At 55.3% G+C, this 23874-nt stretch carries 21 protein-coding genes, 1 tRNA gene and 1 pseudogene; 10 read left to right on the forward strand and 13 right to left on the reverse strand.

Translation table 11 applies throughout. The annotated features are described in order from the left end of the window. The first annotated feature begins 65 nt into the window (after positions 1 to 65). Complete coding sequence (locus L5220_RS01165) at positions 66 to 1553, forward strand: hypothetical protein (protein ID WP_499499298.1); 1488 nt, start codon at positions 66 to 68, stop codon at positions 1551 to 1553. Between the two features lie 12 nt (positions 1554 to 1565). Here L5220_RS01165 and L5220_RS01170 read toward each other — a convergent pair whose 3' ends face one another. Continuing rightward, positions 1566 to 2321: a sulfite exporter TauE/SafE family protein gene (locus L5220_RS01170; protein ID WP_499571087.1), complete on the reverse strand. Its 756-nt coding sequence runs from the start codon at positions 2319 to 2321 to the stop codon at positions 1566 to 1568. Continuing rightward, the gene (gene trxB / locus L5220_RS01175) at positions 2321 to 3685 is read right to left on the reverse strand and encodes a thioredoxin-disulfide reductase (protein WP_499571089.1); all 1365 of its coding nucleotides are present in this window, start codon (positions 3683 to 3685) and stop codon (positions 2321 to 2323) included. The genes L5220_RS01170 and trxB overlap by 1 nt, the downstream gene beginning before the upstream one ends. 79 nt (positions 3686 to 3764) lie before the next feature. Between trxB and L5220_RS01180 the strand changes: the two genes are divergently transcribed. The 3 genes from L5220_RS01180 to L5220_RS01190 are packed head-to-tail and all read left to right on the forward strand — an operon-like array spanning position 3765 to position 6360. Continuing rightward, positions 3765 to 4142: a YraN family protein gene (locus tag L5220_RS01180; protein WP_099798987.1), complete on the forward strand. Its 378-nt coding sequence runs from the start codon at positions 3765 to 3767 to the stop codon at positions 4140 to 4142. A 5-nt stretch (positions 4143 to 4147) separates the two neighbouring features. Next, entirely contained in the window at positions 4148 to 5866 is a 1719-nt protein-coding gene (gene ureC, locus L5220_RS01185) for an urease subunit alpha (protein ID WP_448526593.1), read from the forward strand. Between the two features lie 11 nt (positions 5867 to 5877). Further along, positions 5878 to 6360 carry a hypothetical protein gene (locus L5220_RS01190; RefSeq protein WP_499571091.1) on the forward strand — a complete coding sequence of 161 codons (483 nt, stop codon included), beginning with the start codon at positions 5878 to 5880 and terminating at the stop codon, positions 6358 to 6360. Between the two features lie 9 nt (positions 6361 to 6369). Here L5220_RS01190 and L5220_RS01195 read toward each other — a convergent pair. Next, a pseudogene (locus L5220_RS01195) lies at positions 6370 to 8226 on the reverse strand (SPFH domain-containing protein); the annotation flags it as partial. 35 nt (positions 8227 to 8261) lie between these two features. Next, a complete protein-coding gene (locus L5220_RS01200) occupies positions 8262 to 8570 on the reverse strand; it encodes a hypothetical protein (RefSeq protein ID WP_099798983.1) in 309 nt (102 codons plus the stop codon). A gap of 223 nt (positions 8571 to 8793) precedes the next feature. On the opposite strand from L5220_RS01200, the gene purE reads away from it, so the two are divergent. After that, positions 8794 to 9318: a 5-(carboxyamino)imidazole ribonucleotide mutase gene (purE, locus tag L5220_RS01205; RefSeq protein WP_499571093.1), complete on the forward strand. Its 525-nt coding sequence runs from the start codon at positions 8794 to 8796 to the stop codon at positions 9316 to 9318. On the opposite strand, the gene ureA is transcribed toward purE, so the two are convergent. Then, entirely contained in the window at positions 9315 to 9617 is a 303-nt protein-coding gene (gene ureA, locus L5220_RS01210; RefSeq protein ID WP_448514025.1) for an urease subunit gamma, read from the reverse strand. The two genes, purE and ureA, sit on opposite strands and share 4 nt — an antisense overlap. A gap of 117 nt (positions 9618 to 9734) precedes the next feature. Further along, complete coding sequence (locus L5220_RS01215) at positions 9735 to 9968, reverse strand: hypothetical protein (protein ID WP_448514024.1); 234 nt, start codon at positions 9966 to 9968, stop codon at positions 9735 to 9737. A 116-nt stretch (positions 9969 to 10084) separates the two neighbouring features. On the opposite strand from L5220_RS01215, the gene L5220_RS01220 reads away from it, so the two are divergent. Further along, complete coding sequence (locus L5220_RS01220) at positions 10085 to 12142, forward strand: NAD(P)/FAD-dependent oxidoreductase (RefSeq protein ID WP_499571095.1); 2058 nt, start codon at positions 10085 to 10087, stop codon at positions 12140 to 12142. A gap of 20 nt (positions 12143 to 12162) precedes the next feature. Continuing rightward, the gene (locus L5220_RS01225) at positions 12163 to 12597 is read left to right on the forward strand and encodes a Tery_1686 family protein (RefSeq protein ID WP_448514022.1); all 435 of its coding nucleotides are present in this window, start codon (positions 12163 to 12165) and stop codon (positions 12595 to 12597) included. Between the two features lie 25 nt (positions 12598 to 12622). Here the strand turns inward: L5220_RS01225 and L5220_RS01230 are convergent, their stop codons facing one another. The 3 genes from L5220_RS01230 to rsfS all read right to left on the reverse strand — a co-directional run bounded on the left by L5220_RS01230 (position 12623) and on the right by rsfS (position 17749). Further along, the gene (locus L5220_RS01230; protein WP_499571097.1) at positions 12623 to 15430 is read right to left on the reverse strand and encodes a cation-translocating P-type ATPase; all 2808 of its coding nucleotides are present in this window, start codon (positions 15428 to 15430) and stop codon (positions 12623 to 12625) included. Positions 15431 to 15503: 73 nt separating this feature from the next. Next, the gene (locus tag L5220_RS01235; RefSeq protein WP_499571099.1) at positions 15504 to 17363 is read right to left on the reverse strand and encodes a GTPase family protein; all 1860 of its coding nucleotides are present in this window, start codon (positions 17361 to 17363) and stop codon (positions 15504 to 15506) included. Positions 17364 to 17374: 11 nt separating this feature from the next. Then, entirely contained in the window at positions 17375 to 17749 is a 375-nt protein-coding gene (gene rsfS, locus L5220_RS01240) for a ribosome silencing factor (RefSeq protein ID WP_499571101.1), read from the reverse strand. 95 nt (positions 17750 to 17844) lie between these two features. Between rsfS and L5220_RS01245 the strand changes: the two genes are divergently transcribed. Then, a complete protein-coding gene (locus tag L5220_RS01245; protein WP_198405942.1) occupies positions 17845 to 19161 on the forward strand; it encodes an AMP-binding protein in 1317 nt (438 codons plus the stop codon). Positions 19162 to 19280: 119 nt separating this feature from the next. Here L5220_RS01245 and L5220_RS01250 read toward each other — a convergent pair whose 3' ends face one another. Continuing rightward, positions 19281 to 20264, reverse strand: a complete 984-nt coding sequence (locus tag L5220_RS01250) for an IS110 family RNA-guided transposase (protein WP_499571103.1) — start codon at positions 20262 to 20264, stop codon at positions 19281 to 19283. Positions 20265 to 20650: 386 nt separating this feature from the next. On the opposite strand from L5220_RS01250, the gene L5220_RS01255 reads away from it, so the two are divergent. Beyond that, entirely contained in the window at positions 20651 to 20962 is a 312-nt protein-coding gene (locus L5220_RS01255; protein ID WP_198406024.1) for a DUF5132 domain-containing protein, read from the forward strand. Positions 20963 to 21039: 77 nt separating this feature from the next. On the opposite strand, the gene L5220_RS01260 is transcribed toward L5220_RS01255, so the two are convergent. Next, a tRNA-Leu gene (locus tag L5220_RS01260) sits at positions 21040 to 21121 on the reverse strand. Positions 21122 to 21301: 180 nt separating this feature from the next. Here L5220_RS01260 and L5220_RS01265 point away from each other — a divergent pair. Beyond that, on the forward strand, positions 21302 to 22105 hold the full coding sequence (locus L5220_RS01265) for a response regulator (protein WP_499571105.1): 804 nt from the start codon (positions 21302 to 21304) through the stop codon (positions 22103 to 22105). Positions 22106 to 22337: 232 nt separating this feature from the next. Here the strand turns inward: L5220_RS01265 and murQ are convergent, their stop codons facing one another. Next, entirely contained in the window at positions 22338 to 23276 is a 939-nt protein-coding gene (murQ, locus tag L5220_RS01270) for an N-acetylmuramic acid 6-phosphate etherase (protein ID WP_499571107.1), read from the reverse strand. Beyond that, positions 23273 to 23845, reverse strand: coding sequence for a glyoxalase-like domain protein (locus L5220_RS01275; protein WP_499571109.1), 573 nt, complete (start codon positions 23843 to 23845; stop codon positions 23273 to 23275). The genes murQ and L5220_RS01275 overlap by 4 nt, the downstream gene beginning before the upstream one ends. Positions 23846 to 23874: the final 29 nt, after the last annotated feature.

Consider the following 23874-nt stretch of genomic DNA (forward strand, 5'->3'; position numbering starts at 1 on the left):
ACGCCAGCCCAAGATCAGCGCGATAGGAGAGACTGGAATAGCTGCGGTGTGATGGAGTTGTGCTGATGTTTGATAAGCCTCTCAACCGGACGTACGAACGCATCATGGTGGCGATCGCCAGCGTGAACTTGCTCTTAGTGCTCTTTGACCTCACCTATATTCCGCTACGGGACTTTTGGCTATTGGGGAAAGTTCGCATTCCGCTGATTCAGCGCATCATTTACGTTCCTCAGCCCTTTGCGATCGCCCCACTGTACGATCCCATCAAAGGCATTGAACCCCACCGCGAAACCGAGCAGTATATCGCCATGGTTGCCCAACTGCGGCAAACCATTGAAACGCAGGGGGTAGATGCCCCAGCCACCGCAGCCTTACTGGCACAGTTGCGGCGGCACAGCGAAGTTATAGTGGACACCGATCCCTTTGCCCTTGCCAACAAAACGGGCACCCTTGAGCGCATTAAGAACCTGATGCGGCTTAAGGTATTTGGGAATCGTGAGGCCTCGTCTCGACAGGCGTTTTCACGCTTTTGGAGTCCGGCCTACATCAACGCCAACGACTGGCAGCAGAATCTAGGATGGTTTGAGCAGCACATTGTGCCCCTGATGGCCAGCAATTATTGGCGCGCCTACGGTGAGGATGGCAATTTTATCAACCACTTTGATGCCATTGATATTCCCTTTAACCTGCTGTTTTTTGTGGAGTTTTTGGCGCGTACCTTTTGGTTGAGTCGCCAGTATCGGGCGTACCATTGGCGGGATGCCATGCTGTGGCGCTGGTACGATGCCCTGCTCTTTTTCCCCTTTTGGTGGTTAGCGCCGACATGGGGATGGCTGCGGATTATCCCAGTTGTTATTCGCCTTGACCAAGCGGACGTGATCTGTCTAGATAGCCTCGAAGAGCAAGCGTCTCAGGGGGTGGTGGCGGCGATCGCCACGGACGTTTCTGAAGTGGTGGTTCTGCAGGTGCTCACTCAGCTTCAAAAAGCCATCCAGCGGGGACAATTTGGCCGTTGGCTCCCCCATGCCCGGGATCTGGCGGCCAGCAATGATGTGGATGAACTGGGGGAGGTGGCTGCCCTGATGGTTCAGGTAGTGCTGTACCGAGTGATCCCGGAACTGCGGCCAGACATCGAGGCACTGGTGGCTTACAGCGTCGATCAAGTGTTTCGCCAAGCTCCGCCCTATCGCCGCCTGACGGAAATTCCTGCCCTCCAGCAACTACCGGCTCAGTGGCGGCACGACATTGCCAAACAGCTTACCGATCGCCTGCTAGGGTTAATAGAGCGCAGTGCCCACAGCCAAGCCAGCCTTCCGCGCGAAGGCACCCTGCTAGTCAGTCAACTGGCGCAGAAATTTGGTCAAACCCTCATCCAAGAAATGCAGCGCGAACAGGTGGGTAAAGCCATTCAGGAGTTACTGGTAACATGGCTAGAGGAACTGAAAATTACCTTTGTCCGCCAAACCCACAGTGAGGGGATTGAAACCGTCCTCGATCAAACCCGTAGTTTACAGCAGGCTCTTGAGCGGGATCTCCAACGGCGTCAGTCCTAGCTGCGGATCTCCCTAGGAGGCGAGGTAGAGAATAGCCACGATGACGCTCACAGTAATCACAATCACGCGCAACACCCGGGGCTTAACAAAGCGAGCTACCTTACCGCCCAGTAGCCCCCCAGTGACAGCGGCGATCGCCATCCCTAGCACCACTGGCCACAGCACCTGTCCCGAGAAGAGGAAAAATGCAGCGGCTGCCCCATTGACCGCAAAGGCGAGGAGTTGTTTCAGGCCATTGAGCCGGGTCAAGGTATCCTCCAGTACCATCCCCAGCGTGGCTAGGAGAATCACACTCAGCCCTGCGCCAAAGTAGCCGCCGTAGAGCGCTGCCAGAAATACCGGGGCGATCGCCCACGCCAGCCTGCCGCCGCCCCCGTGCGGTCTCCGTTGCAAGAGCCAGCGCCGCACTGGGTCTTGCAGTGCCAACAGGAGTGCCGCCAACAGAATGAGGTAGGGAACCAAAAAACCAAACAGCCGCTCACTGGTGCTCAGGAGTAAAACACCCCCACTGATCCCCCCCAGCACACTAGCGGGAACCAGGAACCCCAGCCGTGCCCCTTGACCTTGCAGATCCTGCCGCTGGGCAAGCGTTGCCCCCAAGTAGCCCGGCACCAATGCCACCGTGCTGGTGATGTTGGCTGCCATCGGCGGCACCCCCGCCGCCACCAGGATCGGAAAGCTAATGAGGGTGCCCCCACCGGCAATGGCATTGATGAACCCTGCCCCTATCCCCGCTAGGGCAATCAGCAGTATCTCAAGGCTGCTCATCAGGCACTCAGATACCGTTGCAGCGTCTCGCGGTACTGGCTTTTGGGCTTCATGCCAACGATCACCTCCAGCAGTTCCTTATTTTTGAACAGCTGAATGGTGGGGGTGCTGGTGACCCCCGCTTGCTCGGCAATGGCGCTGTCCTCAGTGATGTCAATTTCAACTAGTTGGACATTTCCCTCAAATTCATCCACCAAACGATCCAGAATGGGTTTGAGGGTATGGCACGGGCCACAGGTGGGGGAGACGTACTTCACCAGCAGCAGGCGATCGCTCTCGTGGAAGAGCTTGCGCAGGGCATAGCTGCCGCGGTGCTTTGTGGCCGTCGGATCAAACTCTACGGTGCCTGAGGCGGATGGCGTGGGGGGTGCGGTTACCGTGGCCTCCTCAACCGTCTGGTGAAACTCCTGAATCAACCCCTGTGCCGAAAGCCACCGCTCGGCCTCCAGCGCCGCCATACACCCCGTTCCCGCCGCCGTAATCGCCTGACGATACTCATGATCCTGAACATCCCCAGCGGCAAATACCCCAGCAACATTGGTCTGGGTGCCATGGTGGGTCAGGATATAGCCAACACTATCCAGTTCCAGAAACTCCTTAAATAATTGGGTATTGGGGGTGTGGCCAATGGCATAGAATAGCCCCCGCACCGCCAGTTGAGACTCTTCTCCCGTGGCCTTGTTGAGAATCCGTAGCCCCGTCATCAGGTGGCCATCCCCCAGAATTTCTTGGGCTTCGGTATGCCAGTGAACGGTAATTTTGGGATTGGCCAGCACCCGGTCTTGCATCGCCTTACTGGCGCGCATTTTGTCACTGCGAACCAGCAAATGGACATGGGAGCCATACTTGGTCAGGTAAACCGCTTCCTCCGCAGCACTGTCGCCACCGCCAATCACTGCCAACTCAGCCTCCTTGAAAATGGGCGTGGCACCGTCGCAAATGGCACAGGCAGACACCCCCTTCGTCCAGTACTGCTCTTCGCCGGGCAGGTGCAGCCGCTTGGCCGTTGCCCCTGTACAAATGATGACCGCATGGGCATAGACCTGCCGCTCGGCGGAGCTAATGAGGAAGGGACGTTGGTTAAAATCAACTTGGATCACATCTTCAGTGACAAGTTCTGTGCCCCAGCGCTGGGCTTGCGCTTTCATCCGCGCCATTAACTCTGGTCCTTGAATCCCCTCGGGAAAGCCGGGGAAGTTCTCCACCTCGGTGGTGGTCATCAGTTGGCCGCCAGGTAGCCCTCCCACCTGATAGCCTTCAAACATAAAAGGCTTGAGGTTGGCACGGGCAGCATAGATGGCCGCAGTATAGCCCGCCGGCCCAGAACCAATAATTACAACGTTTTCAATCCGTGGCGATGTCATGACTAAAGTAAACTCGAAACGACTATGAGTTATCTGATTGTAGCCTGATTCCTAGGAGCAAGCAAGGGGAGAGAGGTTTATGCGTCGGATTGGCAATGGGGGCGAGGAAGCGGTGGTGAGGTGGTTGCGGGCGCAACAGTGGCAGATCGTAGCCCGCAATTGGGGCTGTCGTCGGGGCGAGCTAGATATTGTGGCTTACAGTCCCGGTGGGGTGCTGGCCTTTGTGGAGGTAAAAACCCGCCGCCCCCAGAATTGGGATGCTGACGGTCTCGAGGCGATCGCCCACCGCAAGCAACAAAAACTCATTGGCACCGCTCAGGAGTTTCTGCAGGCCCATCCCCAATGGCACGACAGTCCTTGTCGCTTTGATGTAGCATTGGTGCTGTACCAGCCCTCTCCGGTGGGGGGATGCTATCGAGTACACCAGTATTTAGAAGATGCCTTTACTGTGGAGTAACACCCGTGAGCTATCGGATGGATCGCCAAGCCTATGCGGAAACCTATGGTCCTACCGTGGGCGATCGCCTGCGCTTAGCGGATACCGAACTCTTCATTGAAGTCGAGCAGGATTATACCTGTTATGGCGATGAGGTGAAGTTTGGCGGTGGCAAGGTGATCCGCGATGGCATGGGGCAGTCCCCTATCCCTAATGCCGAGGGTGCTGTGGATGTGGTCATTACCAATGCGGTGATTCTCGATTGGTGGGGGGTGGTCAAGGCTGATGTCGGCATTAAGGACGGCAAAATTGCCAAGATTGGCAAAGCGGGCAATCCCTATACCCAAGAAGGGGTGGATATTATCATTGGACCTGGCACCGAGGCGATCGCTGGCGAAGGCATGATCCTCACCGCTGGCGGTATTGATGCCCACATTCACTTTATTTGTCCCCAGCAAATTGTTACGGCGATCGCATCTGGTATCACCACCATGATTGGCGGCGGTACAGGCCCTGCCACCGGCACCAACGCCACCACCTGCACGCCTGGGCCGTGGAACCTCTATCGGATGCTACAGGCTGCCGATGCCTTCCCGGTCAATCTCGGCTTTTTGGGCAAAGGCAATAGCAGCCAGCCCCAAGGACTGAACGAGCAAGTGGAAGCAGGAGCCATTGGCCTCAAACTCCATGAAGACTGGGGCACCACCCCAGCAGCCATTGATACGTGCCTGAGTGTGGCTGAAGCCTACGACATCCAAGTTGCCATCCACACCGACACCCTCAACGAGTCAGGGTTTGTGGAAGATACCATCGCCGCCTTCAAAAACCGCACCATCCATGCCTACCACACCGAAGGTGCTGGGGGAGGGCATGCGCCCGACATTATCAAGGTTTGCGGTCAGGCTAATGTGCTGCCCTCCTCCACGAACCCCACCCGACCCTACACCATCAACACCTTGGATGAACACCTCGATATGTTAATGGTGTGCCACCACCTTGACCCGAGCATTCCCGAAGATGTAGCCTTTGCAGAGTCTCGGATTCGCCGCGAAACCATTGCCGCCGAAGATATTTTGCACGATATGGGTGCCTTTAGTATTATCTCCTCCGACTCCCAAGCCATGGGACGGGTCGGGGAAAGCATTATCCGCACGTGGCAAACTGCCCACAAAATGAAGGTACAGCGAGGGCACCTCAGCGACCCCAGCCATGCTGCTGCCAGCCACGATAACTTTCGTGCTCGCCGCTACGTTGCCAAATATACGATTAACCCCGCCATCACCCACGGCATTGCGGAGTACGTGGGGTCGGTGGAGGTGGGTAAGATTGCCGATCTGTGCCTGTGGCGACCGGCCTTTTTCGGAGTCAAACCAGAACTGGTGCTTAAGGGAGGGCTGATTGCCTACGCCCAAATGGGGGATGCCAACGCCAGTATTCCTACCCCCCAGCCCGTGCATATGCAGCCCATGTTTGCTGCCTACGGCGGCTGTTGTACGGCCACTTCAGTGACCTTTATGTCTCAGGCGGGTATTGCCAACAATATCCCCACACAACTCTCTATGCAAAAGCCAGTACTGCCGGTGCGCCATATTCGCCAGCTCCGGAAAGCTGACCTGAAACTAAACGATTATCTGCCCCACATTGAGGTAGATCCAGAAACCTACGAGGTGCGCGCCGATGGTGAACTGCTCACCTGTGAACCCGCCACTGTGTTACCCCTTGCCCAGCGCTACTTTTTGTTTTGATGGAGCATCAAGTGTCAGCCCTATTGCAGCGGGGGCAGCAAGCATTGGAAAAAGGGGAGTATTCTAAAGCGGTGACCCTCTTGGAGCAGGCGGCAGCCCTTGCGGAGGGCAATGTTGTTTGCACTGGCGAAATCCATCTTTGGCTCGTGATGGCCTACAGTGCCCTAGGAGATCAGGCTGCGGCCTTAGCCCTATGTCGGCAGCTACAGCGCCATCCCGATCGCTACACTCGGCAGGAAGGTCGGCGATTGCTCGCTATTTTGCAGGCACCCCAACTCAAGCGCCGCCCTGAGTGGTACAGTCAAATTCCCGATCTTTCCCATGTGGGCGATCGCCCCTATGAGTCCCCCTACGCTGGCATCCCTAAACCGACCGCCGCGGCATCCCCAAAGCCCCAAGAGCCACCACCCGCGGCAACCCCCTTACCCAATGCCTTTATTTGGCTTGCTTTGCTGGGGTTAGGGGTGCTGACTGCTCTGGCCGCATGGCTCTAACTATGCTTCATCCTGCAATAGACGTTTAATTTGCGCCAGTAAACCCCCCAGCTTACCCTCTTCAAAGAGAGCATTGATCAAGGCCAGCCCACTGGTGGAGAGTAACAGTTTATTAATCTCTTTATTAATCTCTGGCGCACCCGCACCGCTTGCCCCTGGGAAGGCGTAGATCTTAGCATCCCCAATGACCCCAGGCTGAGGGGCAAGGGCTTTGAGCACCTCTGGTAACTGGCTTGCTAACTCCGGCCACAGGCTAGTAATGACCTGCGCCGTTAGGTTGGCAGTGCTAATGACATTTTTGGCGGCAAGCAATGCTTCGAGCCCCGCAGCTTCGGCCATGGCTTTATCGCGGTTAGCTGCGGCAAGGGTGCGAATCGCTTCAGCTTCCAGTTCTGCTGCCTGCTGAGCAATTTCGGCTTGGCGACGACGGCGGAACACATCAATTTCTACCACGTTCTGATCAAGGACGCGCTTTTCAGCCGCTTCGCGCTCTGCGGCAATAATGGCCAAATGCTTCTCGCGATCAGCTTTTTCCACTTCGATGGCCGTTGTGACCGCAGATTCTGCCCGCGCCCGCTCCGCTTCGGCTATAAGGCTTTCTTTTTTCTTGGTGGCCACGGCGATCGCCACATCTTCCTGCGCCAGCCGTGCCAAGCGTTCAGACTCGGCCACCATCACTTGGGCTTGGAGACGATTAGCCTCCACCTGTTGCTGCCGATTGATCTCGGCAATTTCTGCTTCTTGCAATTGCTGCGCTTGCGTTACCTTAAGGAGCTTATTTTTTTCCTCAAGCTCGATACTGGCTTCAATTTCCTTCTGCCGAATCGCTAGCTTTTTGCGAATTTCTTCTTCCTCAACCGATTGTGCTTGTAGCAACTTTGCTCGCTGGGTTGCGGCGGCCTCTGCGGCTTTCGCTTCTTCAATTTCCCGCTCTCGCTGGGCTTTGAGGGCTTCTATTTTCAACCGCTGACTCAACAGTGCCGCTTCTTGCTCTTCCTGAATTTGTAGGGAGCGTTTTTGCGCATCCAGTTCTTTTTGCTCAATGGCCACCCGCGTCGAAAGCTCGACCTCCCGCTTTTGTTGAATCGAGCGTTGAATGGTTTCCGTGCGCAGGCGAACACCTTGGGCATCAAAGAAATTATTTTCGTCGTAGGTGTCGCTCTCTTGCACTTCCGAGATGGCAATGTTGTTCAGGGTTAGGCCAACTTTTTGTAGATCCTGTTGCACCAAATTTAGGACTTCCTGGGCAAAACCTAATTTATCCGAATCAATTTCCGCCAGAGACTTATGCTTTGCTGCTGCCCGAATCGCATCATCGGCCCGTTTTTCTAGGGCGTTCTTAATATCTTCGGGGGTAATCCGATTATTTTGGGAGAGGCGCGCCGCTGCCGTTAGCACATCCTCTTCGGTGGCGTTAATGCAGACGTAAAAGGTCACTCGCATATCCGCCCGCAGGTAGTCTTGGGTGCGTACGGCTAACTTGCCAGTGCGCTCGACATCGATAGAAATTTCCCGCAGCGGCACCCGGGTTAGCTCGTGAAACCCCGGCAAGGCAATACAACCGCCATTGAGAATGACGGTTTTCTTTTTAACAAAAATACCGCCTGTGCGCACAAAGGCTTCGTTGTTAGGGGTAATAACGTAAACGCGGGTATAGGCCCAAATGCTCATCAACAGAAGGATGACAATACCCGCAATCAACCCCGGAAAAACCAGCAGGCTACCTACCCCACCCAGATTGCCAACGATGAGGGGGGGTGCCTCGGCCACCAGTGCAGTAGCGGTAGGGGTCTCAACCCTAGGACGGGGGGGATCTGGCAGGGTTGGCCTAGGTAAGGTCTCTAAAAACGTTAACCAATACAGCATAGGGATGGCTCAGGGGGTGGCATGGGGGCGATCGCCTAGTTGGCAGGGGCCACTCCTGCAGAGGAGGCAACCGCAGCATCCTTACGCTTTTTCTTTTCGCCAACCGCCACTGGGCGCATTTCAATATGGTTAAGTAAGGTGGTGACAAACGCAAACAGTAAAAAGGGGAGGGTTAGCACTAGGATTAAGCCACCAACTAAAAAGGCTTGAACTGGATTATTGTAGAGGGTGACGGAGGCCGCTAGACCAATAAAAATCACAATGAGCCAAACAATCACCTGACCGTAAATATCCCCAAAGGTGAGGGTGCAGACGAAACGGTACTTTTGCAACTCGTTAGGCATGGGGGCTATCCTCGCGGCTTGGGTAGGCAGTAAGCGAATCTTTGTGGTTGGGGGTGCCGTTCCAGAGTAAGCTGGGACAGCAAGGTACTCGAATTTTAGGAAAACTGCCCTGAAGATTAAAGCCTTTGCAATAAATATACAAATTTCCGGGAACCAATCCTAACTTTAGCGGTGTAGTATGACAAACTGTGTCGAATTTGCAGCTTAACTTCACGGTATCTTCATGTCCCACGCTGTTGTTGCCATTGTGATGGGCAGTGATTCTGACCTGCCGACGATGCACGGTGCGATCGCCATTTGTGAGCAGTTTGCCATTCCCTACGATGTGGCCATTCTTTCAGCCCACCGTACCCCATTGGCGATGGTGGAGTTTGCCCAAGGTGCCCACCAACGGGGAATTAAGGTCATTATTGCGGGGGCGGGTGGGGCGGCTCACTTGCCGGGGATGATTGCGGCGTTGACCCCCTTGCCGGTCATTGGCGTGCCGGTGCCCAGTCGTCATTTACAGGGTCTTGATTCGCTCTACTCGATTGTGCAAATGCCCGCTGGCATCCCAGTGGCCACCGTGGCGATCGGGAATGCCCAGAATGCCGGGCTACTCGCGGTGCAACTGCTGGCAAGTCATAATGCCGAGCTATTAGCCCAAGTGCTCGCCTATCGCGAGCAGCTGCGGAATACCGTGACAGCTAAAAATMCCCGCCTGCAGGCCATCGGGGCTGCGGCCTATCTGGAGTCTCAAGGGAGCTAGCGAATGGGGGTGTGAACCGTCACCAGTTTCGTCCCATCGGGGAATGTTGCTTCTACTTGCACTTCTGAGAGCATTTCTGGCACCCCTGCCATGACCTCATCGCGCCCCAGCAGGGTGGTACCGTAGTTCATGAGGTCGGCGACTGTGCGCCCTTCCCGCGCTCCTTCTAGGATTGCGGCTGAAATGTAGGCTACCGCTTCGGGATAGTTGAGTTTGAGGCCGCGTTCTTTGCGCCGCTCTGCCACAAGAGCCGCTGTAAAAATCAGGAGCTTATCTTTTTCTTGGGGGGAGAGTTGCATAGGCTAGGGTAGAGATCAACACTAGGCTCACGCCTTATTGTACGTATTGTATGTTTTGTATGTTTGTATGGCTTAGCATCCCTACCCATTTGGCGGCGCCCTAGAGTCTGCCACCCCTTAAGCCACACTCGACCATGCCGCCTCTACCACGTCGCTCAACCATTGGCGAGTTTTGGCATCCAGTAGGTCATCGTCATCTAGAACCCATGCCTGCACATCGGCAAGGGTGTGGCCTTGGGCACGGCAGATGGTAATCATACCGGCGATCGCTGCAGCGACCAGCTCTTCACTAACGGGGTAGTGGCTGAGGGCGGCCATTTCTTCGAGACTCCGTGGGATGGGATAATACATAGGGCAACAGGGCAATTCTGAGAAACTGTAAACTCTCTTAAACTATTAAGTGAGTACAGTGCAGTTTACGTTAAATTTCGGCTCTGTCAAGCCCCTTACCGCACATTTGAAACAAAATGCAAGAACTGTTCTACGCTGAGATTCCAACACCAGATACCAAGGCAGTCATTACATGGTTACAGCAGACGTTTCAGCCTACGGTGGGGGCGATCGCCCCGAAGCCGAGCGGTGGATGTTGGCAACTGCCCCCCCATGGGACGCAACTGGCGGTGTTTTTCTGGAATTTGCAGCGGACAACCTACCTCAAGGTCGTGCGATGGGGCACGCAGCCATGGCCGCAAGAGGCCGCCTGTGTCAAACAGTTAAGCATCGCAATCCGATCTGCATTTCCGTTGCAGCCGGTCGTACCGCCCCCATGGCCGCAGGGCACCTCAATTTTTGCCGCCTTGGGCGATCGCTATCCGCTGACGGTTAAGTACTTTCAACAGATGCCCCACGGGGAAGCCGACTTGGAGCGGGTTTACTGGTGGGAGCAACGTTGGCGCGACGGGGTGCAGTGTCCCMCCCCGCCGGTGCCAGTGCTGCAACGAGTGACTAGTCCCTCTGAAGCGCCCACCTACGACTTGGTGTACGTGGGGGGTGCCCTTGGGGTTGTTCATGCAGCGGTGATGGCGCGTCTGGGCTATCGGGTGTTGCTGATTGAGCGGCTCCCCTTTGGCCGGATGAATCGGGAGTGGAATATTTCGCGAGCGGAGTTTCAGAACCTGATTGATTTGGGCTTGTTTACCACCGCTGAATTTGAAAGCGTGATTGCCCGCGAATATTTAGATGGATTCAACAAATTTTTTGATGCCACCAGCCCTGCCCATTGCCGCGCCCCTGTTCTCCATACGCCTACGGTGTTGAATATTGCCCTTGACTCGGCGAAATTTTTGCAGTTGTGCGGCCAAAAACTCTGCCAAGCAGGGGGCGAAATTTGGGACTACACCGACTTTGTGGGGGCAACGGTGCACCCCAATAGCGTGGTGGTACAGGCACAGCAGCGCCACACGGGGACGCCGCAGCAGGCGATCGCCCGCGTCCTGATTGACGCGATGGGCACGGCCTCCCCCATTGCCCGGCAGTTGAATGGTGGCCGTGCCTTTGACAGTGTGTGCCCCACCGTTGGCGCGATTGTGAAGGGGATCTCCCCAGAGGTGTGGGATGGCCGCTACGGGGATGTGCTCCACAGCCATGGCGATAGTTCGCGGGGGCGGCAGTTAATCTGGGAGTTGTTTCCCGGGGCAGGGGAGGAGCGCACCATTTACCTGTTTCACTACCACCGTATTGAGCCGCAGTTTCCGGGGTCGCTGCTAGAGCTTTACGAAGACTTTTTTAGCATTTTGCCAGAGTATCGTCGCTGTAACCTTGAGGAACTCACCTGGGTCAAGCCCACCTTTGGCTACATTCCGGGCCATTTTAGTCACCATCGCGGCGATCGCGCCGTTGCCGTTGATCGGGTGCTGGCCATTGGTGATGCCGCCTCTTTGCAGTCTCCCCTAGTCTTTACGGGCTTTGGCTCCCTAGTGCGCAACTTGCCGCGCCTAACGGACTTACTGGATACCGCCCTGCGCCATGATCTAGTGCAACAGCCATTCCTCAACCAAATTCGCGCCTATCAAAGTAATACCGCGGTTACATGGCTATTTTCGCGGGGGATGATGGTGCCTAGCGATCGTCCCCTGCCGCCGGAGCGGGTGAATGCTATGCTCAACACCTTTTTTGGCATTCTCGGCCAAGAATCTCCTGAACTGGTGGATCGCTTTATTAAAGATCGCGCCGGCTGGCTGCCCTTTAACCGGATGGCACTGCGCGCTGCTTGGCAGAATCCGGGGCTACTGTGGTGGATTTGGCAAATGGCGGGCACTGCGGACTTGCTGCGCTGGCTGTTCATTTACCTGAATTTCACCCTCGATGCGGTGTACCATGCACTGTTTGCCCCTTGGTTGCCGCCCCTTGTCCGGCACGCTCAGCCATGGTTAGAACCCCTTGCCCCCTCCCTTTGGTTCTGGTTGTTAGTGCAAAGCTATGCCCTTACCTACTCGGTGGGGCAACCGCGCCTAGACCGTCCCCTAACACCCGCAACCGCTCCTGCCACCCCCCCAGCAGTTGATCAAGCCGTATCTCCTCGCTAACCTTGGGAAGCAAAGGTGTTGTGGAGAACACAAAGGTGAATGCAGCGGAGCAAGCCGTTACCCTGCAAATGGCCAGTAAACTGGGGGCGATCGTCCACCTGTTTAAGCAGTGCAATGGCGATTTGCGTGCAGACTTACAGCCATGGGCAGATGATCCCCACACCCGCGATCTCATGGATCCGGACTCCATTGACATTGGCTTCCATCTGCCTGGGTGGAGCCGCCGCTGGCAAGCCCGTAGTCTGCTGCTGCAGATTCGCCTCTATAGCGATTCCGAGATACCCCAGCGCCGCGCCATTGGGCTAGACATCGTTGGCTTTAGTTATATGAGTGAGCAGTGGCGCTTTAGCAGCATTGGCGGCGGCATCTTCAGTGGCAACAACTTGCCCTTGCTAGAGCTACAACAGCAATTACGCCACCTCAGCCACCAGATTCTAGAGGTGCTCAATACCTAGTGTGGGTTCACAGGCGATTAAAGCATTACAACTCAAGGGGGGCGCGCTTCCTCAGGAAGCGTAGCAGTAATTTTTCTAGCTCGACCCACACAAATACAAGGGAGCTAAAGCCAATACAAACCGCTAACTCGGTGGCGGACAGTAGGTGAGTGCCAAAAAACCGTCGCAGGGCTGGCACATAGATCAGTAAAAGTTGTAAACAGGTGGTCAAGATGACTGAGACCCAAATGTAGGGGTTAGACCTTGGGCTCATTTCTAGGGTGAGGCGGCTTGTGGAGCGCACGGCAAGGGCATGACCCATCTGGGCAAGGCAGAGGGTCGTAAAGACCATGGTGGCCCAGCGGTCGGGTTCCAGCCCCTCTACTGGATGGGTGGCGGTATAGCCGTAGGCCCAGACCATGAGGGTAATACTGACGATGGCTAAAATCAGCCCAACCCGCACCATGTAGGATCCCAAGCCGCGGCCAAAAATACTTTCATTGGGGGGGATRGGGGGGCGTTTCATCACATCGGGATCTCCGGGTTCAACCGCCAAGGCAAGGGCGGGCAAGCCATCGGTTACAAGGTTCATCCAGAGAATTTGCAAAGGAGTTAAGGGCACTCCCCCTAAGCCCAACAGGGGTGAGGAGGCAATGGTAATAACCTCGCCAATATTCGAGCCAAGGATGTACTTAATGAAGCGGCGAATGTTGCTGTAAATAATTCGACCTTCTTCTGTGGCCGCAACGATGGTGGCAAAGTTATCGTCCAAGAGCACCATATCGCTGGCTTCCTTGGTCACATCGGTGCCTGTGATGCCCATGGCAACCCCAATATCCGCTTGCTTGAGGGCAGGGGCATCGTTGACCCCGTCGCCGGTCATGGCCACAATATCACCGTGGTGCTGTAGGGATTTAACAATCCGCAGCTTGTGTTCGGGTGAGACCCGCGCATAGACGTTGACCTCTAGGGTGGCAGCATCCAGCTCTGCGGGGGTGAATTTTTCAATGTCCCGACCGGTGAGGGCGCGATCGCCCCAGTCACAGATACCAATTTGGCTGGCAATGGCTTTGGCAGTGAGTTGATGATCCCCAGTAATCATGATCGGGCGAATGCCTGCGGTGCGGCAGGTGGCCACGGCCTCTAGGACTTCGGGGCGCGGTGGATCCAAGATGCCCACTAAACCCAACCAGACCAGATCTTGTTCGCTGGACTCAACGGCATCAGCCGCCGGTGGCTCTGCCCAGTAGCGGTAGGCAAGCCCTAACACCCGTAACCCTTGCGCCGCTAAGTCGTTGTTTGCTGCAAGAACGTGTTGGCGGTTCTCGGGGGTCAGCGGTGTCACCGCCGTTCCAACCTGTTGCCATTGGCATCGCTCTAGGGTTAGCTCGGGAGAACCTTTTGTGGCCATCCAGTAGGGGGCATCGGTTGGCAAGTCAGGGATAGAACTGGTGCGATACACGACGCTCATGCGCTTGCGATCGGCATCAAAGGGAAATTCAACCACGCGCTCAGCATTGTGCCGCAGAGCACTGGGGTCTAGCCCTCCTTTGAGGGCAAGGGGCAACAGCGCCCCTTCAGTGGGGTCTCCTAAAATAACCCACTCGGCAGCGTGCTGCTTCAGCAGCGCATCGTTACACAAGGCACCGGCCAGCAGCAGCAGTTGGCGTTCGTACAGCGCATCGGCACTCGTGGCGCTTATATCGTAAAATTCGCCTGTGGGATCATAGCCATGGCCGCTGACCTTAGCGCGGTAGGATGGGGTGGCGATCGCCTGCACCACCATTTTATTTTGGGTCAGGGTGCCGGTTTTATCGGAGCAGATCGTGGTGACGCTCCCAAGGGTTTCCACGGTTGGCAAGCGGCGGATGAGGGCATGGCGTTTCACCATTCGCTGGGTGCCTAGGGCAAGGGTGACGGTAATCACCGCAGGCAAGCCTTCGGGAATCACTGCGACGGCCATACTCAGGGAGACTTCAACAAGGTGCCCGAACAAGGCTCTATCGTAAAGAGTGCCCCCCACAACCACGATAGCCACAAGGACAAGGGCGATCCACACCAGCCGATTCCCCAGTTCTGTCATTCGTTTTTGCAGGGGGGTGGGTTCCTGCTCAACGGCGTCTAAGGCAGCGGCAATTTTACCCAGTTCAGTGTTCATGCCAATGGCGGTAACCACAGCGACCCCGCGCCCTTGGTTGACTTCAGTACCCGCAAACACCAAGTTGTCGCGATCGCCCAGTTCCGTATCCTCTGGTAAGAGTTTGTCAGCATTTTTACTGGCGGCTTCTGCCTCACCGGTGAGAGCCGCTTCGCGAATTTGTAGGTTAACAGCCTCGATCAGGCGGCCATCGGCAGCCACCTTCACCCCTGCTTCCAGAAAGAAAATATCCCCCACCACCAGTTCTGGCGAGTCAATTTCAGTAATTTTTCCTTCGCGGAGCACCCGCACTTTGGGGGCGGCCATACTTTTGAGGGCGGCTAAGGCGTCCTCGGCGCGGGCTTCCTGAACATACCCAAGAATGCCGTTGAGGATAACGACCACTAAAATGGCGATCGCATCTTTAGGAAACGGGATTGTCTGCTCTTCGAGGGCCTCAACAATATCTAACACCCCAGAAATGACCGCCACCACAAGGAGCATGATCAGCATAATATTGCGAAACTGATCCAGCAAAATCTGCCACTTAGGTCGCCGGCCACTTTCAATGAGTTCATTACGACCGTACTGCGCCTGTCGCTGTTGAATGGCCTCATGGCTTAGTCCTTGGTGGCGATCGCTCCCTAACTGAGCGATCACAGCATCGGCACTGAGGTGGTGCCAAGGGGGAGCAGGACTCACAGAGGATGATTCCATGGCAAAGAACGAGACTGACTTCTCCCATCTTTACCTATTTTCTGGGATTAATGTTGCAGGGGCTTCCTAGGCGTTAGGCACGAAATCGCTGCCAGTAATTATTGTAACGAGCCATTAGAGACTGCGAGGGTTGGGCTTGGCTCCAGTATTCAACGAGGGTGTGCCCTGTTGCCCACGTATCCTGCTCAAGGGGCGCACGGGTATGCAGCACAAGGGGGGCAATCTCTCTCAGGTCAAAGGAGCGGGGAGTCACTTCGAGGCGATCGCCCGGCGTTTGCAGCAGGGTATAAAGCTCGTAGGCCAGTTGCAACTTGCACAGAATCACCGGCAACTGCTCAAGGGGCAGCTTTTCCGCCAACAGCCACGCCGCAGCGGGCGACCCCGTCAGCATTGTCGATAGAAACTGCAGGACAGGGCGTTTGAGTAAGTCTGCCACCCCTTGGCTGGTGGTGATACGGCTACAGTAGGTGTCGATCAATCGCGACGCTGCATGGAGGCGGGTCTGGCGATCCTTGAGCCACCGTGCCATACGGATCTGTTTTGCTGGGTTGACCAGACGGAGTACGGTATCGCTCAACTCGGGTAGCCCCCATGCCCTGCGCTCATCCGTGACATTAACGATAGGGAAGAGATGGGGGGTATAGGGGGCAAATTGCTGCTGACGATAGGCCACAGCCTCACGGATACTCACTTCTTTTGCACGGCTACCCCGCTGCCAATCGTAGGGCGGATCCCACTCCCGCAAAGGGCGCAACCGATCAACTTGAGTAACCACCACCACAATCGGCAGATCCGCAACCTGCTGACGAATAATGTCTAAGGCCACCAAATCTGGGGCAAGGGCAGGATCCAGTGCCGGCGTGAGTAGGAGCACCACATCCATCCGTGGCAGTAGTTGCCGCAGACGAGCTTGAATATCCGCACCCTGAATGTCTTCGTAGCCGGGGGTGTCCCACAACATCAAATCCGCTTGCCAACGATACTGGCGAATCTCTGCGGTATTGGGCAGGGGGGAAACATCCGCAGTGGGAGCCGCAAACAAGCTATTAATGAGGCTACTTTTGCCGGCTCCTGTGCGCCCCACCAAAAACACATTCACCGGATCGGTCTCAGCCCGGGTGAGGGGCAGGGTTTCTTCGAGGATATCTTGGAGAGTGCCAGTCTGAAGACTAGGAGATGGTAGGTCAAGGGAGGGAACCGCGCCACTGTACAGGGCGATCGCCCGTAAGCCGAGGGCTTTGAGGGTTTGTTCGCGCAGGGTTAAGCCTAAATTGGCAATTAGGGCTTGGTTGGCTTTTTGCTGTTGCCCCTGAGTGAGGGTGTTGGTCAGGGCAACGCTGGGGTTCAGCAGCCACTGGGAAAGTTGCCATGCGGTGACCCCCCAGCGGGCAGCGGGTGCCCATTGGCGAGAGAGTTCGTAGGCGCGTACCGCTTGCCCCACCGTCACCCGTGACAAAATGGGGTCGAGGGTTTGCAGCCAGCGATCCACATCCTCCACCGTATCCCGCAGGAGGCGATAGGCTTGGGGCACATAGATGTGCAGCAATGGGCGTTGACTATTGGGGTAATACACATGAGCAATACCATTGACAAGGGTGTGTGCCCGCTGCCAAAACAGGAGCCAATTTTCCCACGGGGGAACATCGTCACGACTCTTGGCCAAAATATCCTGTAGAATTTGCAGTGCCTGCTGATCTTGGGCGGTGCGATCGCCACCGTTGAGCAATTCTGGTAGCGCTGGCGTTGCTTGGGTTTCCACCAGCCAATGGGCTACCCCCCACCGCCAGAGAATGAGAACCACCACCACCACCACCCACAGCCAACTTAGTCCCCACGCATGAATTTGGATCGAGGCGGCAATGAGAACCAGCAAGGCGATCGCCACCAGTGGTAGTGCCAAAAGAAACCACTTCCACCATGGCAGTTGCGTCATGGCATGTGTCCCTAGGTGGTGACCAGCGGCTCAAAGGGGATGCGCCGGGCATGTCCCCAAAACGCTTCTAAGTTATAGTATTGGCGTTCCTTCGGGAGTTGGATATGGACAATCACATCCCCGTAGTCCATCAGCACCCATGAACAGTTGTCTTGGCCTTCCGTATGCTGCGGTTGTCGTTGGCAGTGGGTTTGAGCAGCCTCCTCCACCGCTTGGTAAATGGCTCGCACCTGCGTTTTAGACAGTCCCGTAACAATGACAAAATAGTCAGTGAGGTACGACACCCCAGTTACATCAAGAAGACAAATGTCCACCGCCTTGCGATCGTCTGCGGCGTAGGCAGCAGTCCATGCTAGCCTGAGGCTAGGGTCAGCGATCGCGGCCACCTGTTGTATCTGTGGAATAGTCAGTCTGCACTCTCCTAATAGTCACTCCCTATCCTTTGATTTTAACGATTTAGTTCTGTTAAATTAGGCAAAGTGTGTTACAAACCCTTACGCTTGACCCCATCCCCCTCGCGTCGCCGCCGTCGGATTGGCTGTGGTACGGGCACTCAGGCGCATGGCACGCCGTAGCACTTCCCCTCGAGCATCGCCAAGCGCTGTTACTGGCCTCGCGTCCATCGCTTTTGGTGTTGGCGGAAACAGAGCCACTGGACTTTATCAGCGGCATTTTGGCAGCGCTGAGTACAGACACCCCCCTCCTCTTGGCCAATCCGCTGTGGCAAGCACACGAGTGGCAGCAGGTGGCCACCGTTGTTCCTAGGGGCTATCAGGCATGGGGAGCGGTTCCTCCTTTAGAGGCGCAGGGAACACCACAAGACTTCAGGGCACCGATGATTTTAATTCCCACCGGCGGCAGCCAAGGCCGATTACGCTGGGCAATGCATACCCTTGGGACGCTCTACAGTGCTGTGCAGGGGGTGCAGCAGCATTTACAGGTGTCAACCCTCCACTGCCTGAGTATTTTGCCGCTGTACCATGTCAGTGGCCTCATGCCCGTGTTGCGATCGCTGTGGACCGGAGGGCAGCTATACGTTGCCCGCCATCTACGAGACCTTCAACACGCTCCAATGCCGCCGAACTCAGACCTTTGGCTATCCCTTGTGCCCCGACAGTTGCACCAAGTGTGTGACGCCCCAATCCCCTGGCTTCAGAGCTTAGCCGGTATTTTTATTGGCGGCGGAGCAACGTGGAACTCTCTGTTAGACACTGCTGAGCGCCATCGGTTACCGCTGTGTTTAAGCTATGGGATGACGGAAACGGCGGGGATGGTCTGCGCGCAAAAGGCGGGTGACTTCCTGCGGGGCGATCGCTCCTGTGGCTCCAGCTTACCCCACGCCCACCTAACCATTAGCACCGATGGCACCATAGACGTGCAAGCCACCTCTTTGGCTCGCGGTTACTACCCCAATCCCTTTGGGTCGCCTGTGTTCCGCACCGACGATCGCGGCGAGTGGCACGGCGATCGCCTCTACATTTGGGGACGCGCCAGCCGCAAAATTATTAGTGGCGGCGAAAACATTTACCCTGAAGAATTAGAGTCCCTACTTCTGAGCAGTGGCTGGGTCAAGGATATTTACATCTACGGTGAGCCGCATCCAACGTGGGGCGAGCAGGTTGTGGCAGCCTATGTCCCTGTTGGGGAGGTAACCCCTGAGCAATTAGAGGAATGGTTACGCCAGCGGTGTAGTGCCTACAAATGCCCCAAGCGATGGCTATCGTGCACGACCTTGCCTCGCACTCCCCAAGGCAAGATCCGCCTGTCTGCCTTCAATACCATAATGCGGCGTTGCTGAATAGACGTATGATGTTCGGGTTTGAGTCTTTTGCCGCCCTCACCCTCGTCCTCTGCCAAAGGAGAGGGAACACGACTCTTAGCTCCCTTCTCCCTAGGGAGAAGCGATTATCTTAAAAGTCAAGCAAATGATGATGCTGGAACAGCCGATTGACTCCCATCTGAGTTGGACGGCTGCCAGTCCGTACCATGGTTGAGCATAGCATTGAGAATTGTTAATAGCTTATGCATACAAGCCACTAACGCTACTTTGGTAGCCTTGCCCTTCGCTAATAAGCGGTGATAGAAGACGCGAATCACTGAATTATGGCGCACCGCCACCAAAGCTGCCATGTACAACAGTTGACGCACAGCAGCACGACCACCAAAGATAGCGCGTTTGCCTTGCTTCTGCCCACTATCTCGGTTGAATGGGGCAACGCCCACCAGCGCACTGATTTTTCGAGTGGACAACTGTCCCAGGTCTGGCAACAGGGCTAACAAGGTAGCGGCGACGACCTTGCCCACCCCTGGAACCGTCATCAGCCGCGTCTGTTTTGCCTGCCAGGGCTGACATGGATGGATTTGGGTGGCGATCTGCTCGTCTAGTTGCTGAATGCGGTCTTTGAGCCATGCAATGTGAGCTGCTATATCTGCTTGGGCTGTTCCGCGTAAGCCTGACAAGCGGTTTTGTTCAGCAGTCAGGATGTCTACCAGTTGCCGCCTGCGGGTCACCAAGTCCTGAAGTTCTGCGTCCGCTTCGCTGGCCAATGAGCGAATCGGTGGTTTCATCGCTTCGCCAAACCAGGCTAAAATCGCGGCATCGACCGGATCGGTTTTAGCCAGTTGATTGGCAGCTTTGGCAACGTTTCGCGCTTGCCGAGCATTAATCACGACCACGGGATAGGCTAGCGTGGACAGCACCAACGCCACTGACCGCTCATAGCCGCCAGTGGATTCTAGAATCACCCGAGCGACCGCCTCAGGCGGACACAGGTGAGTCAGAAGTTCGCGAATCCCACTCGCGGTGTTGCTCACGCGAAAACTCTGCTTCTGGGGGCGTAGATGTACATCTAGCCACCGCTTACACACATCAATGCCAATCCATTGTTCTTGATCCTGCATATCACTTTTGCGCCTGTCTGGGGGTAAATCAGGTGTTTACTCAGCCTTGCGTCATGCGGGTTCTACTGTCCCAACTGATGATTCGAGTTTGACCTGTTGCATCAGAGAGATGACCCTAGCTTCTCCACGATGTCTCGCATCTAAGGGGTGACGGTCTATCTCTCTAGTTTTAAGATACAAGGGTTGGGAATGAGGGCAATTCATAGCCACATCCAGCAACACCCTATATGCTTGCGTTGGGAGCGTCTGTCGCTGTTCTTGGCTCAGGACTGCATAACGAGGGCAGTCCGACGATTGATCCATACTAGGCCGTTGCACTTCACTAGGGTTTGCTATGATGGGTGCGATGTTCTTGCCTTTACATTGCTTTTGGAGGATGCCGCAGCATGGAGTTTGAAGCCCTATTGCTTGGTTTAGAGCCACTGACTGTCCTTGCATTGGGTGTGGGGGCAGTTGCCGTTGCTCCTGTAGTGGGGGCTGTGGATTCAATGACAGGTCATAACCTCACCGAACAGGCTCGCAATGCTGCCAAGTCCGGCTTGATGTGGGCGTTTGAGACCTATGAGAAAGCCCAAACTGCAGTTGCCGAAGCCAGTGAGTCTTTTCAAGACCTTGTGGCTGAGGCTCGCTCAGAAATGATGGAACAAAAAGCGAATGCGGGTAGCCCTGAAGAACCACGGGAAGTCACGATTAGCTAGCTCATACCATACCAATAGTTCGAATAGTTGAATATGCATGTTTAGAGTGGGGGCGTTGCCCCCATTTTTTTTAAGAATGCGGACGGAGGGACTTGAACCCACACACCTTGCGGTACTAGAACCTAAATCTAGCGCGTCTGCCAATTCCGCCACGTCCGCAGCTTTACTAGTTTAACCTAATTTTGATCTGCTTGAGCACTACGACAGCCTGTTTTAAGGCCTCTACGGAGGTGACAAGGATCACATCAGCGAGCGAACAACATCACGCTTTTGACCAAGATAGTTAGATACGATACAAAGCATTCAACTGTTGTGTTTGTTCCAAAGTGAGGTGGCAGTATGGTTCGGAGGCAGCAACGTCCTTTGATTGCCTGTATTGACGATAGCCGTACGGTACAGCGCCAAGTCTCTTTGATTTTAGAACGGTCTGGTTACCAAGTCCTGACGCTGACCGATCCTGCGGCTGCGGTTCCTCGCCTCATTGCTGAGCCACCACACTTAATTCTGCTGGATATTAATTTACCTGGGGTGGATGGCTACGAAATTTGCCGTCAGTTACGGCGATCGCCCAGTCTTGAACACGTGCCAATTGTGATGTTAACGGCCAAAGATGATCCGGTGCACCGTATTCGCGCTCGGGGGGTAGGTGCTGTGGACTACATTACTAAGCCAGTGACACCACAGGAGTTGGTGAAACGTATTCAAAAATTGTTAAATGCCGGTATCTCTCCTGTGGCAACGGCATCTGCTCAGGCCACGCCTGTGAGTTTGAATGAAAATATGCTGCTGTGGTCAATCGCCCATCTGCGGCTGGCGCTTTCGACCGAACAGCAGCAAACCCTAGGCAAAGCTATTCAAAAACTAAAAAACGCTATTGCTGCGGCACCAGAGGCGCCTAAGCCCTACGCCAAATTAGTCTTGGCACTGTACCTAACCAACCAGTTAGCCGCTGCTCGTGAGACACTCATCAAGCTCATTGCCCTTGTGCCAACAGAACTCAATTATTACCGCAATTTGGCATGGATCGAAGAGCAACTGGGAGATGTAAACGCGGCGATCGCCCACTATGAATACGTTCTGCGTCTTGAGCCAACGGATCAACGGTGTCAAGGGCGGCTTGATTTTTTGCGCCAACAGCGCTAATAGCACTCAAGCCACCGCTACACAGTTCCTCAAGGCTAAACCCTAGGGTTCTGCTTACTTTTTACGGATACCGTTTACTAATACCGCCGGTTGGGTTTTTCACCAAGTTTTTAGCGATTAGTATCGGAATAACATCAATTGGCGACTAACACCGCTTTACGGGTTTTCCACCCCCTACTTTAGTGCGGGACTACCAAAGATTTCCTATTCTAGGACAAGTTTTAGAGCCATTTCAACTAGTCACCTCAGCTTTGGTAGCTGCTGCTTTGGCGGCATGAAGGTGCCCTTGGTGCTGATCCAGTAGTTCTTGAGCGGCGATCGCATCTAGTCCGCTCCAGTACATCAGTAGTGCCCGTTTCACGTTATGCCCACTGCGCTCTAACAGTGCCGCTGCCTCTGGACGCTCAATGCCAGTTACATCACTGAGAATTCGCAGGGCGCGATCCAATAACTTGCGATTGGTGACAGCCACATCCACCATGCGGTTACCATAAACCTTGCCCAGTTGGACCATCACCCCCGTAGAGATGATATTCAGTGCCATTTTGGTGACGGTGCCTGCCTTAAGGCGGGTTGAACCCGCCAAAACTTCTGGTCCCACAACCAGACGAAGATCAATGTCGGCTTGGCGTTGCACTTGGGACGGGGGGACGCAGGCCATAAATACGGTTAAGGCTCCGACCGCTTGAGCAGCATCTAGGGCACCATGAACGTAGGGGGTGGTGCCCCCAGCCGTAATCCCGATCACCACGTCTTTGCCATTGATGTGGCGATCGCCCACCACGGCAACCCCATCCGCATAGCAATCCTCTAGCCCTTCAGAACTTCGTACTAAGGCAGACTCTCCCCCAGCTAAGATCCCCTGTACCAGATCCGGTGGACTGCAAAAGGTCGGTGGGCACTCAGCCGCATCCAGCACCCCTAGCCGCCCACTGGTGCCTGCCCCCACATAAAAGAGCCGCCCCCCTTGCCGCAGTCTGGCAGCCGTCTCGGCAATGGTTTGTGCTAAGGCATCGCGGGCGTTGGCGATTGCCGTTAAGGTTGCTTGATCTTCGCGGTTAAATAGATCCACCAGTGCCAGCGGCGACAGCTGATCAAGATTGATACTGGCAGGATTGATCTGCTCTGTCAGCAAATGCCCCCGACTGGGCAATGATTCAAGCTCTGTCATGGTCGTGCGGTAATTTCAGCCATTTCAATCACCCGATCATCATAGTCCTTAACCAAAAAGTTCAACGGGCGATCGCTGCGCATTTTGTAGCGCAGTTGGCGACGTTGCACCCGCAACAAAATCATTTCTAAGCATTCGCGGTCAAAACACACATGGCGCTGGCGGTTGCGCTCCCCCTTGCTAGCACCGCCAATCACGTGCAGTTGAGTGTTTTTTTTCAGTTGATACCACAACCCATCACTGGGGCTGGGGCGTTTGGGGCTGCTGTAGCTCAGGGCTGACGGCACATAGAGCGGATCCATCGAGGCGATGCCCAAGGTTTGCTCATAGTTGTAGTAGTAATGGAGTGGCACATCAGCAACGGGTAACCGTAACTCCTGCTCGTAAAACTGGCGGGCATGCTCTAAATCTGACACCATAACCGTAAACACCTTGGGCGCACTTGAGAGAAACAGCCACATAGCGCCGGCGTAGCCCATCAGGAGCATAATCATGATGCCTTGGGTGGAAAATACGCCATCCCACACACCATCGAGCCATGCAAAGTGTAAAGGAGAAATTAAGACCATGCCAATGCTTGTCAACCGCTGAAGTCTAA

Origin of the sequence: Synechococcus sp. PCC 6716 (assembly GCF_022570815.1) — a bacterium.
In the GTDB taxonomy this organism is placed as follows: Bacteria; Cyanobacteriota; Cyanobacteriia; order Thermosynechococcales; family Thermosynechococcaceae; genus Thermosynechococcus; species Thermosynechococcus lividus.